Source organism: Lactobacillus delbrueckii subsp. bulgaricus, assembly GCF_046938665.1.
Classification (GTDB): domain Bacteria; phylum Bacillota; class Bacilli; order Lactobacillales; family Lactobacillaceae; genus Lactobacillus; species Lactobacillus delbrueckii_C.
Window position 1 is genome coordinate 21,204 of record NZ_JBKZCD010000008.1, and the last position, 21,225, is coordinate 42,428.

20 protein-coding genes and 1 riboswitch are annotated in these 21,225 nt (G+C 52.4%); of the genes, 5 read left to right on the top strand and 15 right to left on the bottom strand.

Translation table 11 applies throughout. From position 1 onward, the window contains the following. Nucleotides 1-42 precede the first annotated feature (42 nt). The 12 genes from cmk to dnaE form a co-directional block, all read right to left on the bottom strand. Entirely contained in the window at nucleotides 43-720 is a 678-nt protein-coding gene (gene cmk, locus ACLUXO_RS05440) for a (d)CMP kinase (RefSeq protein WP_270448966.1), read from the bottom strand. Nucleotides 721-772: 52 nt separating this feature from the next. Next, nucleotides 773-1,168: a LysM peptidoglycan-binding domain-containing protein gene (locus tag ACLUXO_RS05445; RefSeq protein WP_412136660.1), complete on the bottom strand. Its 396-nt coding sequence runs from the start codon at nucleotides 1,166-1,168 to the stop codon at nucleotides 773-775. 109 nt (nucleotides 1,169-1,277) lie between these two features. Beyond that, nucleotides 1,278-1,982: an ECF transporter S component gene (locus ACLUXO_RS05450; protein WP_412136661.1), complete on the bottom strand. Its 705-nt coding sequence runs from the start codon at nucleotides 1,980-1,982 to the stop codon at nucleotides 1,278-1,280. Between the two features lie 80 nt (nucleotides 1,983-2,062). Further along, nucleotides 2,063-2,178: riboswitch (FMN riboswitch) on the bottom strand. Between the two features lie 27 nt (nucleotides 2,179-2,205). Continuing rightward, nucleotides 2,206-2,925: a pseudouridine synthase gene (locus tag ACLUXO_RS05455; RefSeq protein WP_412136662.1), complete on the bottom strand. Its 720-nt coding sequence runs from the start codon at nucleotides 2,923-2,925 to the stop codon at nucleotides 2,206-2,208. Beyond that, nucleotides 2,925-3,527: an SMC-Scp complex subunit ScpB gene (scpB, locus tag ACLUXO_RS05460; protein ID WP_191668827.1), complete on the bottom strand. Its 603-nt coding sequence runs from the start codon at nucleotides 3,525-3,527 to the stop codon at nucleotides 2,925-2,927. Before scpB ends, ACLUXO_RS05455 begins: the two co-directional genes overlap by 1 nt. Then, nucleotides 3,517-4,251: a segregation and condensation protein A gene (locus tag ACLUXO_RS05465; protein ID WP_412136663.1), complete on the bottom strand. Its 735-nt coding sequence runs from the start codon at nucleotides 4,249-4,251 to the stop codon at nucleotides 3,517-3,519. The genes scpB and ACLUXO_RS05465 overlap by 11 nt, the downstream gene beginning before the upstream one ends. Beyond that, nucleotides 4,241-4,594, bottom strand: coding sequence for a hypothetical protein (locus ACLUXO_RS05470; RefSeq protein ID WP_003612967.1), 354 nt, complete (start codon nucleotides 4,592-4,594; stop codon nucleotides 4,241-4,243). Before ACLUXO_RS05470 ends, ACLUXO_RS05465 begins: the two co-directional genes overlap by 11 nt. A gap of 10 nt (nucleotides 4,595-4,604) precedes the next feature. Further along, nucleotides 4,605-5,501, bottom strand: coding sequence for a site-specific tyrosine recombinase XerD (xerD, locus tag ACLUXO_RS05475; RefSeq protein WP_412136664.1), 897 nt, complete (start codon nucleotides 5,499-5,501; stop codon nucleotides 4,605-4,607). Then, nucleotides 5,494-6,372, bottom strand: a complete 879-nt coding sequence (locus ACLUXO_RS05480) for a CvfB family protein (protein WP_412136665.1) — start codon at nucleotides 6,370-6,372, stop codon at nucleotides 5,494-5,496. Before ACLUXO_RS05480 ends, xerD begins: the two co-directional genes overlap by 8 nt. Nucleotides 6,373-6,937: 565 nt before the next feature. After that, nucleotides 6,938-8,707 carry a pyruvate kinase gene (gene pyk / locus ACLUXO_RS05485; RefSeq protein ID WP_412136666.1) on the bottom strand — a complete coding sequence of 590 codons (1,770 nt, stop codon included), beginning with the start codon at nucleotides 8,705-8,707 and terminating at the stop codon, nucleotides 6,938-6,940. Between the two features lie 39 nt (nucleotides 8,708-8,746). Then, nucleotides 8,747-9,706: a 6-phosphofructokinase gene (pfkA, locus tag ACLUXO_RS05490; RefSeq protein WP_300616907.1), complete on the bottom strand. Its 960-nt coding sequence runs from the start codon at nucleotides 9,704-9,706 to the stop codon at nucleotides 8,747-8,749. Nucleotides 9,707-9,913: 207 nt separating this feature from the next. After that, complete coding sequence (gene dnaE, locus ACLUXO_RS05495; RefSeq protein WP_412136667.1) at nucleotides 9,914-13,408, bottom strand: DNA polymerase III subunit alpha; 3,495 nt, start codon at nucleotides 13,406-13,408, stop codon at nucleotides 9,914-9,916. Between the two features lie 119 nt (nucleotides 13,409-13,527). Here dnaE and ACLUXO_RS05500 point away from each other — a divergent pair, with 119 nt between their 5' ends. From ACLUXO_RS05500 to proC, 4 genes are all read left to right on the top strand, one after another. Then, nucleotides 13,528-13,728, top strand: a complete 201-nt coding sequence (locus tag ACLUXO_RS05500; protein ID WP_412136668.1) for a YjzD family protein — start codon at nucleotides 13,528-13,530, stop codon at nucleotides 13,726-13,728. Nucleotides 13,729-13,844: 116 nt separating this feature from the next. Continuing rightward, on the top strand, nucleotides 13,845-14,921 hold the full coding sequence (gene proB, locus ACLUXO_RS05505; protein WP_300616913.1) for a glutamate 5-kinase: 1,077 nt from the start codon (nucleotides 13,845-13,847) through the stop codon (nucleotides 14,919-14,921). A 22-nt stretch (nucleotides 14,922-14,943) separates the two neighbouring features. Beyond that, nucleotides 14,944-16,191, top strand: coding sequence for a glutamate-5-semialdehyde dehydrogenase (locus tag ACLUXO_RS05510; protein WP_412136669.1), 1,248 nt, complete (start codon nucleotides 14,944-14,946; stop codon nucleotides 16,189-16,191). Between the two features lie 13 nt (nucleotides 16,192-16,204). Then, the gene (gene proC, locus ACLUXO_RS05515) at nucleotides 16,205-16,978 is read left to right on the top strand and encodes a pyrroline-5-carboxylate reductase (RefSeq protein ID WP_412136670.1); all 774 of its coding nucleotides are present in this window, start codon (nucleotides 16,205-16,207) and stop codon (nucleotides 16,976-16,978) included. A 75-nt stretch (nucleotides 16,979-17,053) separates the two neighbouring features. On the opposite strand, the gene ACLUXO_RS05520 is transcribed toward proC, so the two are convergent. After that, on the bottom strand, nucleotides 17,054-17,767 hold the full coding sequence (locus ACLUXO_RS05520; RefSeq protein ID WP_412136671.1) for a GntR family transcriptional regulator: 714 nt from the start codon (nucleotides 17,765-17,767) through the stop codon (nucleotides 17,054-17,056). 136 nt (nucleotides 17,768-17,903) lie between these two features. Then, the gene (locus ACLUXO_RS05525) at nucleotides 17,904-18,467 is read right to left on the bottom strand and encodes a TIGR01440 family protein (RefSeq protein WP_412136672.1); all 564 of its coding nucleotides are present in this window, start codon (nucleotides 18,465-18,467) and stop codon (nucleotides 17,904-17,906) included. 147 nt (nucleotides 18,468-18,614) lie between these two features. Between ACLUXO_RS05525 and ACLUXO_RS05530 the strand changes: the two genes are divergently transcribed. Next, a complete protein-coding gene (locus ACLUXO_RS05530) occupies nucleotides 18,615-19,274 on the top strand; it encodes a hypothetical protein (RefSeq protein ID WP_412136673.1) in 660 nt (219 codons plus the stop codon). On the opposite strand, the gene ACLUXO_RS05535 is transcribed toward ACLUXO_RS05530, so the two are convergent. Continuing rightward, complete coding sequence (locus ACLUXO_RS05535; RefSeq protein ID WP_412136674.1) at nucleotides 19,271-21,187, bottom strand: SNF2-related protein; 1,917 nt, start codon at nucleotides 21,185-21,187, stop codon at nucleotides 19,271-19,273. The genes ACLUXO_RS05530 and ACLUXO_RS05535 overlap by 4 nt on opposite strands. Nucleotides 21,188-21,225: the final 38 nt, after the last annotated feature.

Below are 21,225 nucleotides of genomic sequence, written 5' to 3' on the forward strand. Positions count from 1 at the left end.
AATAGATGAATTTGCTACTATTTTACCAGACTTTTTTTGACTTTACTTGCTGGTATTTGTTTTTTTAGCAATTTCGGCCAAGATAGCGGCAACAACCTGGTCGATCGTTAAATTAGTTGAATCGATTTCGATTGCATCCGCTGCCTTCTTCAAAGGTGAAACTTCACGGTGGGAGTCAAGGTAGTCCCGCTTGGCGATATCAGCTTCGATTTCCTCAACCGTCTGCTTGGCCTCAATCCCCTTTTCCTGCCAGTCCAAAAGCCGTCTTTCTGCTCTAGACCGGGCGCTGGCAACCAGGAAGATCTTGACTTCAGCCTTAGGCAAAACCGTGGTCCCGATGTCGCGGCCGTCCATGATCACGTTAGTTGACCCGGCAAGTTTTCTTTGCAGGTCAACCATCTTGCTTCTGACCCCCGGCAGGGCTGAGACCTGGGAGACATTAGCCGTGATTTCCGGGGTCCGGATTTCCAAAGACACGTCTTCCCCGGCTACCAGAACCTTCTGGCCGTTTTCGCCGGGCTCTAAAACGATGCCGTCTTCGTCGATCGCCTTTAAAATCCCGGCTTCATCCCCATAGTCCAGGCCGTGCTTGCGGGCGATAAAAGTACATGCCCGGTACATAGCACCCGTGTCGATATAAACGAATGACAGCTTATTGGCCACAATCTTGGCCACCGTGCTCTTACCTGCTGAAGCAGGTCCATCAATTGCTACTTGCATAACATCAAAATGAAGCGACTCGCATCGCTTCAATCCTTTCCAATAAATTCAGCTATTTGGCTTGCTTGATCTTCAGTTTCTGACCAACTGCCAGGGTTGAGCTGGTATCCAGACCATTCTGCTCAGCCAGCTCTTCGGCGCTTATGCCGTACTTCTGGGCGATCGCGGCCCAGCTGTCGCCAGACTTGACCACGTAAGTCTTGACCTTGGGCGCAGGCTTGGCCTTTCTGGTCTTTTCAGCGGCCGCCTTGGGCTTGGCCTGCTCTTTCTTTGCCTGCGGGACGGCGTAGTCACTGTTTTGACTGGTGATCAGCGGCGCGGCTGCCAAGGCCATCATAACCGCGATCAAGAGGGCCGTCCACCACGGCGCCTGCTTGTTCTTGCGCTCTTCTCTGACCGCTTGCTGGCGGGCCAGACGTGACAAGGGCTTTTGGGCATTTTGATCCATCTAGCTTCCCCCTTTAAGCTTACATTTTAACATAAAACCAGGTGCTAATCGAAAAGAAAAGGCCTTCCTTAAGGAAAGCCTCATCAATTATTTTATTTATCTTTTCGCATTAGTACTTGCTGGAAACGCTGAAGTGCTTGATCACGAATGGCTTGATCGTCTTTAAGACAGATTCAAAGAGGATGTAGACCACAACTGAGTTGATGGCCCCCTTGATCAAGTTGAATGGGACGATGATGCCCATGATATAACTGGACATGCTTGGAATGTGCAGCATCTTGCCCAGGTAAGTCTGTTCAGTAAAAGTGAGCAGCTGAGCGTAGCTCATGTGCATCCCCGCTGCCTGCGGTACTGAAGTGTAGGCGTAAACTGGAGTCAAGAGGAACTGGTTGGTCAATGCCATAACCACCGTCAATGACAAAACGCCTAAAAGCAGGCCCAGGGCCGGCAGCAGGTAACCCTTCAAGCTCTTTCTGTCTTCTTCCTTGACTGAGCCAGCCAGGAAGTAAAATGGCAGGGCAAAGGCCATTGAAGCCAGGAAGGCAGCCAGTTCACCGACCAGTGACGGGAGGGCGAAGCCGGCAAAAATCAAGGACAAGAGACACTTGATCGCGGCTACGGCTACCCCGCCGCCGACGCCAAAGATAAAGGTGGTGATGACCACGATGACGTCAGAGAAGTCCATCTTCAAAAAGCTGACGCCCGGCATGATCGGAAATTCAAACTTCATCACCACAAAGGCGATGGCCCCGATCATGGCATAAGCGAGCCAGTTGCTGACTGATTTAGCTGTCCGTTTGTTAGCAGCTTCCATATTAACATACCTCCATTAAAAAAGTCCGTTGCCTCGAAGAGCAACAGACCTTTCTTAGTAAGCATGCTTATTATTCCAGCGTCTGCCTTCTTCCATCTAGACTATAACTATCGGTAGCTTTACAGCATTCAACCATTTGCATGGCTCGCGGACTTGCACCGCCGGTCGGGATTTTCACCCTGCCCCGAAGACAACTTGTATTATTTAACTTTACACCTATATTCTAATCCACCTGCTTCAGCCTGTCAACTTCTTTGTGGTTTAATTCCCGGTACTGTCCGGATGTAAGGCCTTGCAAGTCAAGAAAAGCATACCGCTCTCTGGACAATTTGTCAACCAGGTGATTGACAGCCTTAAACATTTCCTTGACCTGGTGGTAGTGGCCTTCATGGATGGTCAGCTGGACGATCTGGGTCTGGGCCCGGGGATTGGTCTTTAAAACCTTGACTTGAGCCGGCTTGGTCTTGTAGCGGCCGATCTGGACCCCCTTCTTCAAGGCTTTGATTTCATCTGGCTGCAAAATACCCTTGATCTTAGCCACGTAGACCTTGTCAACTTCGTTTCTCGGGTGCATGAGCAGGTTGGCCAGTTCCCCATCATTGGTCATCAAGAGCAGGCCGGAAGTGTCATAGTCCAAGCGGCCAACCGGGTAAAGGCGGTATGGCAAATCAGTAAAGTAGTCTGCCACGGTCTTGCGGCCCTTGTCGTCTTTAACCGCGGAAATCACGCCCCGGGGCTTGTAAAAAAGATAAGTATGGTGGCTTTCTCTTTCAATCGGCTGGTCGTCAACAACAACTTGTTCAATCGAGCTGACCTTGGTCCCCAGCTTGGTTACCACTTGCCCGTCGACTCTGACCCGGCCGGCCAGGATCATTTTTTCCGCTTCTCTTCTGGAAGCGATCCCCGCCTGGGCGATCACTTTTTGTAAACGTTCTTCCGCCATTATAAATCCTCCATCTTCTGCAATGCTTCATCAGCCGTGCCGTTTTCGGCAAACAGGTCTACCTGGCCATCGGCATCAAAGCTGCTGTCTTCAAAATTCTCAATTACCGGCAGATCCGCCAGGGACTTATAGCCAAAGTACTGGAGGAAATAATCGGTCGTCACGTACAGCTTGGGGTGGCCCGGGGCGTCTTTAACCCCCTGGGCCTTGACCAAGCCCCGCCAAACCAGGGTCTGCAGGGCACCAGAAGAGTTGACACCCCGGATTTCATCGATCTCAATTCTGGTAATTGGCTGCCGGTAGGCTACAATTGCCAGAATTTCCAGGGCTGACTGGCTGATATTCTTGGTCAGGTCCTTGTTGAAATAGGCTTCCACCAGGTCGCTGACTTCCCCGCTGGTCGTTAATTTATATTCATCGTTGATTTCCAAAAGCTGCAGGCCGCAGTCCGGATCACTGGCCAGTTTTTCCTGCAGCCTTTTGGCCAGACTCTCAATTTCCGGGTCCGCCAGTTGCAGCAGGTCCCGCAGCTGCTCTTTCTTGATCCCGCCGTCCCCGGCCACGTAAAGCAGGGCTTGCAGCTGGGCTATTTTACTCGTCATGCTTGCTTCTTTCTATTTCCAAGTCGCCAAAGCGGCGCTTTTGCCTAACTTTCAAGTACTGGTCCTTGGCCAGTTCCAAAATTGCCAAAAAAAGGCCAACCAGGTCGGCCAGGCTTGCCACCTGGTCAGTCAAGGCAAAAAAGCTGACCCGGCCCTGCTGCTCTAAAACTTCCTTTAGCCAGGCAATCAGTTCCTGGATCGGCCGGCCGGTCAAGGTCACCTGGGCATGGTCGTTTCTTTTCTTAAAGCGGCGCATGGCCAAAATAAAGCTGGCCGTCAGGTCCTGCTGGCTGATTTGCCCTAAAGGCAGGGGCTGAACCTTGGCTCCTTCAGCCACGCTGGGCTCTTTGGCGGCCAAAACTGGTACCTCGTCATTTCTGACCTTGAAGTAGGCCGAAATCTTTTTAAAGACGGAATACTGGACCAGTTGCTCAACCAGTTCTTCCCGGGGGTCGGCAAATTCTTCTTCTGTCTCGACAAAGTCGTTTTTCGGCAGCAGATACTGGGACTTAATCCGGAGCAAGGTTGCCGCCATCACGAAATATTCCCCGGCTAGTTGCAGGTTCAGCCGCTGCATCTGCTGGAGGTAGTCCAGATACTGCTGGGTAATCCGGGCAATCGGGATGTCATAGATGTCTAATTCCTGCGACCGAATCAGGTGGAGCAAAAGGTCCAGGGGGCCTTCAAAATTCGGCAGCTCAATGGTCATGCCTTCATTCATCATTGTTCAAGTACTTCATCAAATAGGTATATTCCGGAACAGTCATAACTTTCTGCTTGCCAGCTTCCTGGGCCAGTTCCCGCATGATTTCCGAAAAATGCTCATCGTCCCGGAAACCCGGTGCTAAAGACAGGTAGCGCAGGACCAGGCAGCCGGCCCCGGTCTCACAGCCCGCCAGGCCGACGATGTTTTGGTCCTCGTCCCGGTAAAGGTAGAGCTGGTGGGCCGGGTCTTCTGCGTAGAGCTGCATTTCTTCTTTCAAATTCTGCAGGTTCTTGAAGTCCGGCAGATAGGACAAGAGGCCCATGGCGACTTTTTCATAATCTTTCTTATATGGTACTAGCATATGATCACCTCTAAATCCGGGGATGGGTCTTTTGGTAGACGTCCAGGATATGCTTCTGGGTCAGATTGGTATAGATTTGGGTCGTGGAAATGTCAGTATGGCCCAGAATCTCCTGGACCACCCGCAAATCCGCCCCATGCTCCAGCAAATGCGTCGCGAAGCTGTGACGCAAGGTATGAGGAGTCACGTCTTTAGCGATACCCGCCTGCTGGCAGTACTTTTTGATCTTCTGCCAGACAGCCTGCCGGGTCAATTGCCCGCCCCGGCTGTTTAAGAACAGGTAATCACTGCTCTTGCCCCGCTTTAACAGCTGCTGGTCCCTGACAGGCAGGTAGCGCTTGATCCAGTCTAAGGCCAGGTCGCTCACCGGAATCAAACGTTCCTTGCTCCCCTTGCCTAAAACCTTGATTAGCTGCAGGTCAGCATGGACATCAGCTAATTGCAAGTTGACCGCTTCGCTGACCCGCATCCCCGTCGCGTAAAGCAGTTCCAAAAGGGCCCGGTCGCGGATTCCCAGATCCGTAGTTAAATCTGGCTGCTCTAAGAGCCGGCCCACTTCAGCCTCAGTCAAAGCCAGAGGCATCCGCTTCTCCCGCTTGGGAGCATCAATCTGGCTCATGGGGTCCAGGGCAATCAGCTGCTGGCGGACCAGCCACTGGTAAAAGCGGCGCAGGGTCGACACCAGCCGGCTGATGGAGCTGTTGGCCTTGCCCAAGTCCCGCTCTTTAGCTAAAAAAGCATCAATTTCCACGGCTTCCAGCGGCCAGGCGGGCATCTGCTCTTCTTTGACAAAGGCCAGAAACTCCAGCAAATCCTGCTGGTAGGCCGCGATGGTATTCGGGCTGAGTCCCCGCTCAATCTGGCTGTAGCGCAGATAATCGTTAATCTGTTCGGCGAGCTTATTCATCCGCCTCATCCTTAACCAGCTTGATCGTGCCAGCTTCCTTGTCCTGGCTGACCAGGCCCCGCTTGATCAAATTGCCTAAGGCCCGCTTAAAGGCTGACTTGGAAATGCCGAAATAGTCCTTGATAGCTTGGGCCTCGCTCTTGTCGCTAAAAGGCAGGGTCTTGTCGCCCTTGCGGCGTAAAGACATCATGATCATGGCCGCGTCATCGTCAATTTCTTCAAAAGCCCGGGGCAAAACGCTCATATTCAAGCGGCCGTACTGGCTGACCCCGATTACCCGGGCCTTGACTTCCTCGCCCAACCGCAGGGGCTGCTGCATTTGAGATTCATGGATGAAGCCCAAATAGTAGTCATTGGTCAAAACAAAGCAGCCCAGGGACTTGCTGGAGTATACCCGGGCCAGCAGGTTCTTGTTGACCAGGTTGTTGGGGAAGCGGACAGCGATTTGGTCAAAGACGTTTTCGTCAGCCGCCTTGGCCCAGATCCGATCCTTGTCATCAGTTTCCAGCCGCACCAAAAGGCGGTCATCTTTTTGCGGCCAGCGGGCCGGGTCAAGTGGCAGGTCGTCCAGGGACATAACTATATCCTTATCAGGTAAGCCAATGTCCAAAAAGACCCCCAGCCCCCGCTGAACCCTGGTAACCGTGGCCCAGCCGTATTGATCAGCCTGGGCAAAAGGCAGGAACTGGGTCATTTCCCGTTCATGTTTTTGGTTATCATAAATAAATCCCGTGATTTGCCCGCCAATTTCCGGCGTCTCTTCCTGGGTGATTTCTTCTTTCTTCAATTTGAACGTTAAGCCGTCAATCTGCACGAAATAGGCTTCAGCGTTGCTGTCAGTGATTTTACCGGTCCGGATTTCTCCAAGCATAGTCTGCCTCCAACTTTACATAATTCTAATGCTAGTATACGGGAACAAAGAAAGAAAATAAAGCAATTAACAATAGTTTTTCCGCTAGTTCGTCGATTTTTTTCAATTCACGCATAGTTTTTCTATTTTAAAGCAAGTTTTCACCAAGTTCTTTAATTATCCTGCTTTTGGACGAACCCCTCGGAGCCCTTGATGCCTTAACCAGGCCCAGCTGGCCAAGGACAAGATCGTCCACGACACCTTGCAGATCATCTTAGGTGAAGATGACCTTGCAGCTTAACAATTAGAGAAGTGATAATTTAACTCCAGCTCAGCTGGAGTTTTTTAATGCGCTTTTTCCCCCTTACTAAACAGCCCATATCGGCCTTCTAAGGTCGGCTATGCATTTTGTGGCAGATTAGCTTGCAGCCGATTTAAAGCGGCTCAGCAGTTTAAAATACCTCTTCTGCCTTAGCTATATTCAAGGCAAGCATTAAAGAAAGCGAAGGAAAAATTGGCAAAGAAAAAGAGCTCAATCGATTGATTGAACTCTTTCTTCTGTGGTTGTCAGACTTGCAATCCTAGATTACAGGTTTGAAACTTCACCTTGGTAAATTGCGCCGCGACGTGCGTCAACAGTCAAAGTTGAGCCGTCAGCGATCTTTGAAGTTGCGTCAGCAGCACCGACAACAACTGGAATGCCGAGTGATACGCCAACAACAGCTGCGTGGCTGGTCAAGCCGGAAGCTTCAACGATCATACCGCTGGCCTTCTTGATAGCTGGCATGTAGTCCTTGTCAGTAGTCTTAGCTACCAGGATGTCGCCTTCGTGAACCTTAGCGTTGGCTTCTTCAGCGCTGTTTGCAACAACAGCCTTGCCGATAACTGAGCCAGTGCCTACGCCCAAACCTTGAGCAAGTTGGTTGCCGATGATTTGCAGCTTCATCAAGTTAGTAGTACCTGATTGGCCGAATGGTACGCCGGCAACGATGATTACCAGGTCGCCATCCTTAACGAAACCGTGTTCCTTAGCTACGCGGGCAGCTTCTTCGAACATTTCGTCAGTGTTTGAAGGTTGCTTTGCCAAAACTGGTTCAACGCCCCAAACGATACCCAATGAGTGTTGGATCTTTTCGTCGAAAGTCAAGGCAACGATGGTTGCGTCTGGACGGTACTTGGAGATCATCCGAGCTGAGTAGCCGGAGCTAGTAGCAGTGATGATAGTCTTAACGCCCAGTTCTTGAGCAGTGCGGACAACTGATTCACCGATAGCTTCAGTAACGTTTGAGCCCTTGTATTCTTCAAAGCGTTGCAGAGCCAGAGTGTTCCGGGTGTCCATTTGCTTTTCAGTCCGAACGTCGATGTCGTGCATAGCTTGAACTGATTGTACTGGGTACAAACCGTTTGCTGATTCACCTGACAGCATAGTTGCGTCAGTACCGTCAAGAACGGCGTTAGCAACGTCAGTTACTTCGGCACGGGTTGGACGTGGGTTTTCTTGCATTGAGTCCAGCATTTGAGTAGCAGTGATAACTGGCTTGCCCAAAGCGTTGCACTTCTTGATCAAAGTCTTTTGAACAAATGGCACGTTGATGAATGGGATTTCAACACCCATGTCACCACGGGCAACCATCAAACCATCTGAAACTTGCAAGATTTCGTCGATGTTGTCAATACCTTCTTGTGATTCAATCTTTGGGAAGATCTTAACGTATGATGCGTTAGCTTCTTCGCAAAGTGCGCGAATGTCAAGAACGTCTTGAGCCTTACGTACAAATGAAGCAAAGATGAAGTTAATACCGTGCTTCAAACCAAAGCGGATGTCGTCAGTGTCCTTTTCAGTAATCCCTGGGAGGCGGATTTCAACACCTGGAGCGTTAACACCCTTCTTTGAGCCGATGACACCAGTGTTTTGAGCTTCACAAACCAATTCGCGCTTTTCTTCGTCCTTGGCCTTGATAGTCAAACCAACAGCACCGTCGTCGATCAATACAGTGCCGCCAACGTGAGTGTCGTCGAACAGACCTGGGTAGGTAACGTGGATCATGTCCTTGTTGCCGGCCTTGGTTGCGTCCATTGACACGCGGATTTCGTCACCAGTGTTGATAGTGAACTTGCCGCCTTCTTGGTCAGTGGTTCTGATTTCAGCACCCTTGGTGTCCAAAGCGATGCCCAAAAGCTTGCCAGTCTTCTTTTCAACTTCACGAACCATGTTCATTCTTGCCAAGTGTTCTTCGTGGTCACCGTGTGAGAAGTTGAAACGGAATACGTTTGCGCCTGCTTCGGCTAACTTGGTAATAGTTTCAATATCGTTTGAAGCTGGTCCTAAAGTACTAACAATCTTCGTTTTTTTCATCTTGAAAAAATCTCCCTAAATCAAAAACTATAAAAACAACTATCTTGATAAATCTGCGTTGAGCTTTAACAAGTCATAGTCACCCTTGTGAGACTCATCAAATAAATCAAGGATGTCGTGTGAAGTAACCTTGCCGTTTTCAATGCCGACAGCCAGGCCGCCCTTGCCTTCCAAAAGAAGGTGAACGGCTTCGCTGCCCAGCTTGGAAGCCAGCACCCGGTCAGAAACAGTTGGCGTGCCGCCCCGCTGCATGTGACCCAAAACATTGGCCCGGACGTCGAAGTCACCATACTTCTTCAGTTCAGCCATGAATTGGTCCGCGGTCATTACGCCTTCAGCAACGACTACCAAACCGTGGTCCTTGCCGCTTTCCTGGGCTTGCTTGAGCCGGTTGGCGATTTCTTCAACGTCGTACGGCTTTTCAGGAATGACGATCGCGTCTGCCCCGCAGGCTACGCCGACGCGCATAGCGATGTCACCACAGTTGCGGCCCATTACGTTGACAATGAAGACCCGGTGGTGGCTGGAAGCAGTGTCACGGATCTTGTCGATCGCGTCCATTGCCGTCATGCAGGCCGTGTCATAGCCGATCGTGGCATCCGTGTAAGGGATGTCGTTGTCGATCGTACCTGGCAGGCCGATTGAGTTAAAGCCGTGGCGGGTCAGCTGCAGGGCGCCATGGTAGGAACCATCCCCACCAATAACGACAACAGCATCGATGCCGTGCTTCTTCAATTGCTCAATACCAGCCAGCTGCCCTTCTTCTTCTGCAAATTCAGGATAACGCGCAGAGTAGAGGAAGGTACCGGAAACATTGATCAAGTGGGCTACGTCTTCACTTTCCAATGGGAAAATGTCGCCCGCAACCAAACCTGCAAAACCGTATCTGATACCGAAAACTTCCAAACCGTTCGCGATCGCGACTCTGGTTACGGCTCTTACGGCTGCATTCATACCAGGGGCGTCACCGCCGCTAGTCAAAATACCAATCCGTTTCATGAATTCACCTCATCATGATTTAAATTGTGTAATATCTCACATCACATAAATCATAACATTTTTCCCGCATAAAGTCTTGTAAAATCTGGTTTAAATTCGATTTTTTCAGACTTTCGACCTGTTAGGGCTTACAAATCCCAGCCTGGCGTTTATTATTTTTTCACTAGGAGAGATTTTTTTCAAAAAAGCAAATTGGTCAAGTCGTTTTCAGCGCAAATTCACCTGCTTCATGTCCCAAATTTTGAAGTCCAGGCTCTCTCTTTGGCCTAAAGCTTCCAGCTTGAGCAGGTAGTAGTCATTTACCTGTAAATTCAAAGTTAATTTGGCCAGTTCCCCGGCAAAAAGCCAGCACCTGTAGCGGCCGGAAGAATCAGCCAGAATCAAGGTCGCCATCTTCCGTCCCCGCTTGTCTTCCTGGTAGCGGACAGCCAAAAGCTTGGCCAGGGCCTGGCCCCTTTCTTTAACCTGGAAGTCGCCTAAGCGCTTGGTCCGGTAGTGCTGGTCAAAATAGCGCTCAAGAGCCAGGTCCTTAGGCTTGACGGTAACCGGCTTGACTTCTTCAGCCTGCTCAAGCTGCTTTAAGTCCAAAAGGCGCAAATCCTGCAAGATCAGCTGGTAGCCCCGGCTGTCCTTTTGGTCTTCTTTTTTGGCAACTTGCAAGAGGTAGACGGCGTTTTCTTTCAGAATCTGGGCAAAGCGGCGGTACTGGCTGGTAAAAATGGTCACCTTCTCGCTGGCCTGTCCGTCGCTAAAGACGGCGTTGCTACCTAATTCGCCGGCCCGGGCTCCCCGCTTGACCCGCCAGTCGTTCTTCTTAATAAACTGGGCAAGCACCTGCCCGGTCTCGTTTAAGGCAAGTCCTGCAAAAGGCTTGGCCCCATAACGCTTGGCCAGGGCCTTGCCGGCAATTTCCAGGGGAGATGCCGTTACGGCAAAGCCCATGGCTCTTTCTTCCATAGCCACCTTTTCTGCTGCCGTCGGCATTGGCACGTTTTCTTCCTTAGCGGCCAAAAAGTCCTGCAAGACCAGGCTCTTTTGCGACAAGCGGGCAGTATTGAGCATGTTGCCGCAGTTGACCAAAAGACTGGCCCGGTTGGGACTGACCTGGTCAAAGAGGCCGGCTTCGATCAAGGGGACCAGCTGCTTTTCTTTTAATTCCTTGGTATCCAGCTGCCGCAAAAAAGCCGGGAAGCTGGTTACTGGCCGCTTTAGGGCCAGAAGCTGGTCCAAAAAGGCCGGCGTAATCCCCATAATGTCCTTTAAGCCCAGGTAGATCCGGCCTTCAAACAAGCGGGCCTCTGCCTGGCTCAAGTTGATGTCGGGCCCCAGGACCTCAACGCCGGCCTTTCTGGCCTGGCGGATGATGGCCCCTTTTTCCTTGCCCCGGCTGGCCCGGAGCTTTTCCAAGTAAAACTCCCTAGGGAAATGGACGGACAAGAAGGCCTGCCAGTAGGCCAAAAGGGCATAGGCGACGGCGTGGGAGTGGTTGAAGCCGTAGTTGGCAAAAGGCTCGATTAAGGCGTAGACTGCCTCAGCGGCTTGCCGGCTGTGTCCCTTTCTGACAGCGCCAGCGACAAACTTCCCCTTTTCTTCAGCTAAGAGGCCAGCCTGCTTTTTGGAAATCGCGTTCCGGAAGACGTCAGCCTCCGCCAGGTTGAAGCCCGCGAAAATCCGGGCCGTCTGCATGACCTGTTCCTGGTAGACAAAAATACCATAGGTCGGTCCCAGGACTTCTTTTAAGCTGGGGTCAGGATACTGAACCGGGCTGGTCCCGTTTTTCCGGGCAACGTACAAGGGGATGCTGGCGATCGGGCCCGGCCGGTAAAGGGCCACGGCGACAGACAAGTCGTCAAAAGTCCGGGGCTGGATTTTTCTTAAGACCTCCTGCATCCCGCTGGAATTAAACTGGAAGATCTGCTGGGTCTCCCCGCGGGCAAAAAGGCGCAAGGTATCCGGATCATCCAGGGGCAGCCGGGTCAAGTCCAGGGGGCCGCTGGACTTTTGAATCTCGGCTAAAACGCCTTCCAAAAGCTCCAGATTGTCCAAAGTCAGAAAGTCGATCTTTAAGAGACCATACTTTTCAACGTACTTTTTGGTCTGCTCAACCGTCCACAGAGGGGCTTCTTTCCCAGTCATCAGGCCGATCTGCCGGGACAGGGGCTCTTCACTGATGACCAGGCCGGGAGCGTGGGTGCCCGTGTCTTCCGGCAGCCCTTCCAGCCTTTGGGCGGTTTGATAAAGAAGGCGGGTCAAGGGACTGGCAGCGACCAGGGCCTTAAATTCAGCCTGCTGGCCAGCTTCGGCTAAAGTTTTGGCTGCCCCCATGGCCTGCTTGAGGCGGGCGATAGCCGGCAGGGTTAAGCCGAAGACCTGGCCGGTCCGTTCAAGGACGCTTTTGGCCTTCATAGTCGTCAAGGCCAAAATCCGGGCCACCAGGTCAGAGCCCTGGCCAAAGCGGGCTTTAGCACCGTATTTTTCCTGCACGTAAGCAAAAGCCAGCTTCCGTCCGCTCGTGGTAAAGTCCAGGTCGATGTCGGGCATGTTGGCCCGGGCGGGGTTTAAGAAGCGCTCAAAGAGCAGGTCGTATTTTAAGGGGTCAATTTGGGTAATGCCTAAAGCATAGGCCACCAGGGACCCGGCAGCTGACCCCCGGCCCGGGCCGACCAGGGCGCCTTTTTGCCGGCAGTAATTGACGATGTCGCCGACGATCAAAAAGTAGTCAGCAAAGCCCATCTGCTGGATAACGGCCAGTTCCTTTCGCAAGCGGGCCTGGTAAATTCCCTGCCTGAGGCCTAATTTTTCCAGGCCGGCAAAAGCCAGCTTTTCCAAATATTGGTCGGAAGAAAGTCCTGTTGCTTGCGGAAAGACCGGCAGCTGGGGCTCTTTAAAAGGAATCTTAGCCTGGCAGCTGGCCGCGATCTTGCCGCTGTTGGCCAAAGCTTCTTCTAAGCCCATTTCCCGGCAGGCGTCTTCCAGGATAGCCGCGGGCCGCAGCCAATGTGACCCCTGCCCCTCCGCCATCAAGGTCAGTTCGTGTTCATCCAGGACCCGTCTTTCCTTAATGGCCTGCAGGACCTTGCAAAGAAACTGGTCGCCCGGGTCTAAGTAGCGGACGTCCTCAACAACCGTGACGGGCAAGGCTGAAATTTCTGCCAGCTTTTTGACATAGGCATCATAAGCGGCCGCGGATTCAGCCGGGTAAACGCCTAAGTATATGGGCAGGCCTTTTGGCAAAAAGGCCTGGAGCTTTTTAACATATTCCTCACCGCTGCTGCGCAGTTTATTAAGCTGACGCAGTTCGCTGGTCGGCCCGGCCGGCACGATCACGGTCAAATCAGACAATTCCGGCAGGTCAGCCAGGCTGGGCGCCGGGCTGGCAAGGTCGCCAGAAGCGATATTTAAAAAGCTGGACAGGCGCATCAAGGACTGGTAGCCTTTTTGACTTTGCGCCAAAAAGACCAGGTCATATTCTGCTTCTTCCAATTCGATTCCCTTAAAGCGGCCCTGCAAGCCCAAAAGGGGCTTGATCCCTGCTTTTACGGCTTCCTGGTAAAAGTCGGCCAGGCCAAAAGTTACATTGATGTCCGTCAGTGCCACGGCACTATAGCCCCGCTCTTTTGCCCCCTGGACCAGGTCAGCCGCTTTCATTGGGCTGGCCAGAATGGTATTGGCCGAAATCGTCTGCAATGCTGCTATGTTCACCTTGCTCGCCCTGCCTTTCGCTTTTTGCTAGTTATTTTAATTATAGCAAAGTCCTTTTTCCGCCAATTGAATTTGCTTGCCGATTCTGGTAAAATGCAGAGCGAAAGAAGGAAGATACTATGGGACGTTACATTGTTTGCATCGTCTGGGGGATGATTTTTACTTTCATCATCGGCTTCATCGGAGCCCCTCTGACCCAGAGCACGTATAACCCTGTTACCTTGTTGATCGTCGGTGCCGTATTTGGCCTGCTGTTCTCTTTGACTATTCCAAAGATCACGGCCAAGTCATACAAGGACGACTCCGCGTACAGCAAATAAAACAGAAGACCACAGTGGCTAGCCTAACCGGCTAGCCCTTTTTGTTGTATTTTTTCTGTCCACGGGCAAAAGATGGTATGATTTACCTAGTATAAATTTATTAAGGAAGTTGACTAATGAAAGATAACCTGATCGTTTTTAAAGTAGGAACCTCCTCGCTGACCAGCCCGGCCGGCGACCTGGATCCGGAGAAGATCAAAAGAATTACCCGGCAGCTGGCCCAGCTGCACCAGGCTGGCTACAAGCTGGTCCTGGTAACTTCAGGCTCCATCGCGGCTGGCTTCCGCCGGCTCGGCTTTGACAAACGACCCAGGAAGGTGGCCGACAAGCAGGCCGCGGCCGCTGTCGGCCAGGGGCTCTTGATCGAGGAATACACCCGCAGCCTTTTGGTCCAGGGCGTGGTTTCCGCCCAGATCCTCCTGACCCAGGACGACTTCGCTGACCAGCGCCGCTACCAAAATGCCCAGACGGCCTTGAACGTTCTTTTGAACCGGCGGGTCATCCCCATCATCAACGAAAATGACACCATTGCCATCGATGAACTGAAAGTCGGCGACAACGACACCCTGTCAGCCCAGGTAGCCTCCCTTTTAAAGGCCGACCTCCTAGTCCTTTTGACAGATGTGCCTGGCCTGTACAGCGACAACCCCAGAAAGAACCCTGATGCCCGGCCAATCCCGGTCATCAACGAGATTACCCCGCAAATTTTTGCAATGGCCGGCGGGGCCGGGTCCAGCAACGGAACCGGGGGCATGGCCACCAAGATCAAAGCCGCTGACATGGCGACCAAGTCCGGCGTCCCGGTCTTCATTTGTTCAGCAGACTCTACTGCCCTGGTTGACGCCGTTCACCAGAAGAACCAGGGGACCCTTTTTACAGCCAACGAAAATGCCTTCAACCAGAAGAAACAGTGGCTGGCCTTCTACGCCCCGGCCAAAGCCCGGGTCTACATCGACCACGGAGCCGTCCATGCCATGGCCAGGGAAGGCTCCAGCCTCCTTATTTCCGGGATCAAACAGGTCCAGGGCAACTTTAAGAAAGATGACATCGTGGAAGTCTACAGCTTGAAGAGCAAGAAGCTGATCGGCAAGGGCAAGGCCCGATTCTCCCGGCCTGTTCTTGAAGAAATTCTGGAGCAAAAGCACCCTGAAGGCATCTTCATCCACCGCGACGACTGGGTTACCACCCTTTGATTTGAGAAAGGAAAGAGAAAATATGACTGAAAGCTCAACTCAGCAACTGCTGGACAGCCTGCTGGCCAATAAGGCGGCTGTCAACCTGGCAAATACTGCCGACAAGAACGAAGCCTTGGCCTTGATGGCTGACAGCCTGCTGGATCATGAAGCAGAGATCATGGCTGCCAACCAGCTTGACCTGGAAAAGGCCAAGGGGCAGATTCCTGACGTCATGCTGGACCGGCTCCGCCTTACCCCAGACCGCTTAGCTGGCATGGCCAGCGGCATCCGGGCCTTGATCGACCTGCCAGACCCAGTGGGCCGCCTTTTAAGCGAGCACACGGCTGACAATGGCCTTAAGATTGAAAAACGGTCCGTGCCTTTTGGCTTGATCGGGATGATCTATGAAAGCCGGCCAAACGTTACTTCTGACGTGGCGGCCCTGGCTCTTAAGTCCGGCAATGCCGCCCTTTTGCGGTCCGGCAAGGATGCTTTTAATTCTGCTAATGCCATCATGCGGGCCTTAAAGGCGGGCTTAGCCAAAAGCAAGATCTCCCCAAAGGTGATTGAATTGGTGCAAGACACCAGCCGGCAGTCTTCCAGCGAAATGATGACGGCCCGGGGCAAGATCGACCTCTTGATCCCGCGCGGGGGCAAGGGCTTGATCAGAGCAGTTGTTGACAACGCCAAAGTTCCGGTAATTGAAACCGGGACCGGGATCTGCCATATCTATGTCAACAAGGCCGCTAATTTGGACGAGGCAGTCAAGATCACGGCCAATGCCAAGATGAGCCGGCCATCAGTCTGCAATGCTGCTGAAGTCTGCCTGGTTGACCAGGAAGTTGCCGCTGACTTTCTGCCCCGTTTAGCTGCAGCTTTTGCCGGCAAGGTTGAGATGCGGGCTGACGAAAGAGCCAAGGAGTTTTTGCCTGAAGCTAAAGCAGCTGGCCCGGACGACTTCGATACTGAATTTTTGGATTACATCATGGCCATCAAGGTCGTGGACGGAATTGAAGAAGCGATTGACCACATCGCCAAGCACTCAACCCACCACAGCGAAGCCATCGTGACTGAAGACCAAGCAGCCGCTGACCGCTTTACCCAAGCCGTCGACTCAGCTGCTGTTTACGTCAACGCTTCTACCCGCTTTACCGACGGGGGTGAATTCGGCCTGGGCTGCGAACTGGGCATTTCCACCCAGAAGATGCACGCCCGGGGGCCAATGGGCTTAAACGAACTTAACAGCTACAAGTACATCGTCCGTGGCCAGGGCCAGGTCAGAGAATAGCAAGGAGTTTTTTATGAAAGTTGGATTTATCGGTTTAGGCAACATGGGAAGCGCGATCGCCAGAGCAGTTGCCAAGTGTGATGACGTCAGCTTGCTTTTGAGCAGCCACAACCCGGAAAAAGCCGGCAAGCTGCAGGCAGAAATCGGCGGCCAGCTCTTAGACAACGCGCAAGTTGCTGCTGAAAGCGACGTGGTCTTTTTAGGCGTGAAGCCTTACCAGGTGGCCAGCACCATCAAGGAAATTGGCGAAGGCAGCAATAACGGCAGCATCTGGATCTCCATGGCGACTGGGGTCAGCCTGGAAACTTTGGCCAAGCTTCTGCCCAGCCACGACCTGGTCAGAATGATGCCCAACACCCCAGTAGCCATCGGCCAGGGCATGACCAGCTACACCAGCCAGAGCAGCCAGGCCAAAGATGTCTTCAAGGAATTAATGGCTCACTCCGGCAAGTTCGTGGAAATCCAGGAAGGCCTAATGGATGCCGCTACGGCAGTAGCTGGCTGCGGTCCGGCCTTTGTCTACCAGTTTATTGAAGCCCTGGGCGACGCTGGCGTGCAAAACGGCCTCTCCCGGTCTCAAGCCATCGAAATGGCCGCCCAGACGGTTTTGGGCTCAGCCCAGATGGTCCTGGAAAGTGGCCAGCACCCGGCCCAGCTCAGAGATGCCGTAACTTCACCAGGCGGCTCAACCATTGCCGGCGTCGTTGAACTGGAGAAGAATGGTTTCCGTTACGCGGCCATCAGCGCCGTCAACGCGGCTCTTAAGCGGAACCAGGAATTGGGCTAAAGAGCTAATCAATACGATAACAAAGAAATACCCACTGAAGATTTGCTTTCCTTCAGTGGGTATTTTTTCGTAAGTTTAATGGCTGGTTTCGACCATGATATAAGACCGGTTGCTGTAAACATTTCTTGACCGGGAATATTCAAGGTTGACCCCGGAATTGGTCCAGACGATCTGCTCAATTTCCAGAATCGGCGTAGTCTCACTGGCCCCAAGGTACTGCCGGTCATATTCATCTGGCAGATCAGCCTTGATCCGGCGGAAGACCCCGCCAAACTTGATGTGCAGCTTCTTGTGCAGGTAAGAGTAGATCGACCCTTCCAAGATCTTTTTGGACAAAGCCGGCACTTGGCTGACCGGCATATAAGTATGCTCAATCACTAAAGGTTCACCATCCAAAAGGCGCAAGCGGATGATCTCATAAACCGGGTCATTTTCATCCAGGTTCAATTTCTCGCACAAGTCAGCTGACGGAAAGGCCACTTCAAACTTGATAATCTTGCTGCTCACCCGGTCATTGCCATTTTCAGCCGACAAGCCGGCAAAAGAATTGACGGGGGAGTCATGCTGGCCCAAAAGAGTCAAGTTGGACAAGACCTTGGTTCCCAGGCCTGACTCCTTATAGACAAAGCCTTCCCGCTCCAGCAAGTCCAAAGCGCTCTTGACCGTAATCTTGCTAACCGAAAACTCCTCTGCCAGCTCTTCTTGCTTAGGCAAAAAGCTCTGCTGGGGGTAAATCCCCTTAACGATCCTCTCCTTGATCGTGTTTGCGATTAGTTGATACTTCTTCATGAACTGCCACCTAGCTCCTAAATGTTAATTAAAAACAATGCAACTTAATTTTAGCAACATCCCCAGTCTTTTGCTATCAAAAGTTATGTATTAATAGTATGACGTCTATTGTTTTTAGAAAAACTTAATTATTTTCTTACATCAAAGTCTGATCGTAGATGGCCCGCTGGCCGCCGACATACTTTGGCCGGCGGCGGGCACAGATTATTCTGGCCTCCCCGATCTTGTCCAGGGAAATTCTTAGGGGAACGACCACCGGATGCAGGTGCATCCCGATCAAGGTACCCCCAATGTCGATCCCGGCTTCCCCCCGGGCAGCAATGTCTTCCACCAGTACCGCATTTGGCATTTTCTGGTAGGCTACGGTCGCGAAAGCCCCGCCGGCATGGTTTGGCTGGGGAATGGCGTTGACCTGCTCTAAGTCATACTTTTCCATTGCTTCCCGGCTGACCACCAGGGCCCGGTTCAAGTGCTCGCAGCACTGGGCGGCCAGGTAAATCCCCTTTTCCGCCAAAACTTCATTGATCCCCTGGTAAAGGGCTTCAGCAACATCAGTGCTGGTATTGGTGCCGATCGCCTCACCTAAGACCTCGCTTGAAGAGCAGCCAACCACGAAAAACTGGCCGGCCTTGATCCCGGATGCCTCGACAATTTCACTGACGGCCTGCTTGGCCTGCTTTTGAATTTCTGCTAAATCCATCTTTTTCCTCCAATCTTATTTCTTGCTTTGCTTACTGCCTTTATTGTAACTCAGTCAGCAGATTCTGCCGCGAGCATAAGCAAATCTGCTAAAATATAGGCAAAATAATAAAAATTTCTGTTCATGTTTAGTGAGGTGTTCATCGCCATGCACAAACAAAGTCTGGCCCTCAAATTTTCTTTTGTCTTTGTCGTTCTTTCAATGGCTATTTCCCTGCTCACTGCTGCCTGGCAATTAGCGCAAGGCAAGTCCGGCAGCCTGCTCCTGGTCCTTGAGACCGGGGCTGGCCTGCTCTTGGTCCTTTTGCCGGCCCTTTTGAGCAAGTGGCTGCGCTTTTACCTGCCGGCCTTTTTATACTTTTTCTTCCTGGCCTTTATCTATTGCGCCATTTACCTGGGAGATGCCTACCACTTCTACTACATCCCTTACTGGGACAAGTTCCTCCACTTGATCAGCGGGGCCCTGCTCTTCGGCCTGGCCTGGGCCATCCTGGGCTGCTTCAAGTTTAAGGAAGAGCTGCCAGCTGGCTTTTTGTGCCTGTACGGGGTGGCCTTTGCCGTCTTCTGCGGGGTCCTCTGGGAATGCTATGAGTTTACCTGTGACGGTCTTTTCGCCATGAACCTGCAGCGCTACCTGTCAGCTGGCCGGGCTCTTGCCGGCCGGGCAGCCTTACTGGACACCATGGGCGACTTGATCGCCGACCTGGCCGGCAGCCTCCTCTTCAGCTGCTGGAGCTACTGGCGGCTGAAAAACGACCGCTCCTGGCTCAAGACCTTCTTTTTCAAGAAATACAGGCCGGACGACTAGGCAAGCGTCCGCCTAACCGCCGCCAGCAAGGCCTGCTGGGAGAGGTCCTTCTTTTTCAAACTGTCTAATACATGCCGGTCAATCGTTCCCTTCGTCAAAAGATGGTGAATGATGACCGGCTTTTTCTGTCCCTGCCGGTAAAGGCGGCCATTCATCTGCTGGTACTGCTCCAGGCTCCAGGGCAGGGTAAACCAGATCAGGGTGTGGCCCCCTTCTTGCAGGTTAAGGCCCGCCCCGGCGCTGGCCGGCTGGACCAGCATGACCGGGATCTTGCCCTTGTTCCAGCGGCGGATCATGCCAGGTGAGCCGTCAAAAAGCTCAGCCTTGACCCCGTTTTTCCGGTAAAAGGCTAAAAGGCGGGAGGCGTCTGACTTGAAATAATAAGCGACCAGGCTGGGCGTAGCCGTATTGCTAGTTAAGTAGAAGCAGCTTTCTATTTTTTCAGCAAAAATCTCCTGGTAATGCTCCCCGTCTTCTTCATAGATAGCACCGCTGGCTAGTTGCCGCAAGCGGCCGGCTAAGACAGCCGCGTTATCGGCGCTAATCTCCTGGCCGGGCAAGTCCAGGACCTGGTCTTTTTTCAGCTGCTGGTAGCTCTTTTTAGCCCTTGGAGGCATTTCCACCCAGTCCAGGCTCTCTGTCAGTTCCGGCAATTTCAGCCGGGTATTTTTCATGGAGATGACGATGTCATCGATGGCCTGGTAGATTTTTTCCTCACTGCCTGGCAGAAGCCGCCATTTGACCGGGTGGTTGTTGACCAGCAAGGTCGGCTCAAAGTACTGCTGCCGGTAGGCCGTGATGCTCCTGCCCAGCCGCTCTCCCTGGTCCAAGAGGTAGATTTGTGACCACAGGTCCTGGAGGGAATTAGGCGCCGGGGTCCCGGTCAGTTCAATCAGGCGCTGGATCCTCCCCCGCACGCTCTTTAAGGCCTTGAAGCGCTGGGAAGCCGGTGACTTGAAGGACTGGGACTCATCGATTACCACGTTTTTAAAAAGCCAGGGACCCAGGTCAACCAGCTTGCTGACCAGGTCCCGGCTGGCAAAATACAGCTGCCAGTCGCCCTTGGCGGCCTTGGCCGCGGCAGCTTCATAGAGCTCTTGGCGGCCAGCTGGAGTCAGCTGGCGGCCTTTTTCGTCGGTCAAAAAGGACTGGGTCTTAAAGGGCAAGTGCCATTTATCAATCTCATCTTGCCAGGTCGACTTAGCCACGGTCTTTGGGGCGATCACCAAAATATGCCCCTTCATCCCCTCTTCCCGCAATTTAGCCAGGGCAGCCAAGGTAGTCAAGGTCTTGCCCAAGCCGATATCCAGGAAAATCCCGCAGTAAGGGTGGTCCATAATAAAGTTCATGCTGTAGAGCTGATAGTCATGCAGGGGCAAAATCTGCCCGCCCAATTTAACCTGGGCATCAACCATTTTCCCGGCAAAAGACTCAGTCTTTTCTTTTACTTTTTTAACTTCTTTTGCTTTTTTAGCTTCTTTAACTCCCTTTACTTCTTCTGCTTTATCTGCTTTTGCGTCATTTGGCTTTTGGGCAGCCATGATCACCCCATCCAGCTGCAATTGCCAAACGCCCTTTCTCCCAGCTTGGCTGAGAGTCAAGGTCACCACTTTCCCGGCCGGGACTTCCTGGCCAAAAATCTGCTTGAGCTTGCCGCCTTCTTCCTTGGCCAGCCAGGGCAGGACCCCTTCAGCCGCCTCAAAAGAAACAATTGCTCCCGGCAAATTCTTTTCTAAATGGCCGGCAACCAGCTCCCAGTCTTTCAAGGTCACGAAAGCATAGGGCTTTTGGTGGACAGGCAGGCCGGCTAATTCTTCCGCTGCCTGCACCTGCCGCAATTCTTCAGCTGAAACGAAGGAAGTTAAATGGCTCTTAACCACTTTCCCTTGCACGCGTACATTTTCTCCTGGCATACTCCACCTCCTTAAATCGCTGCTTTTATTATGCCACA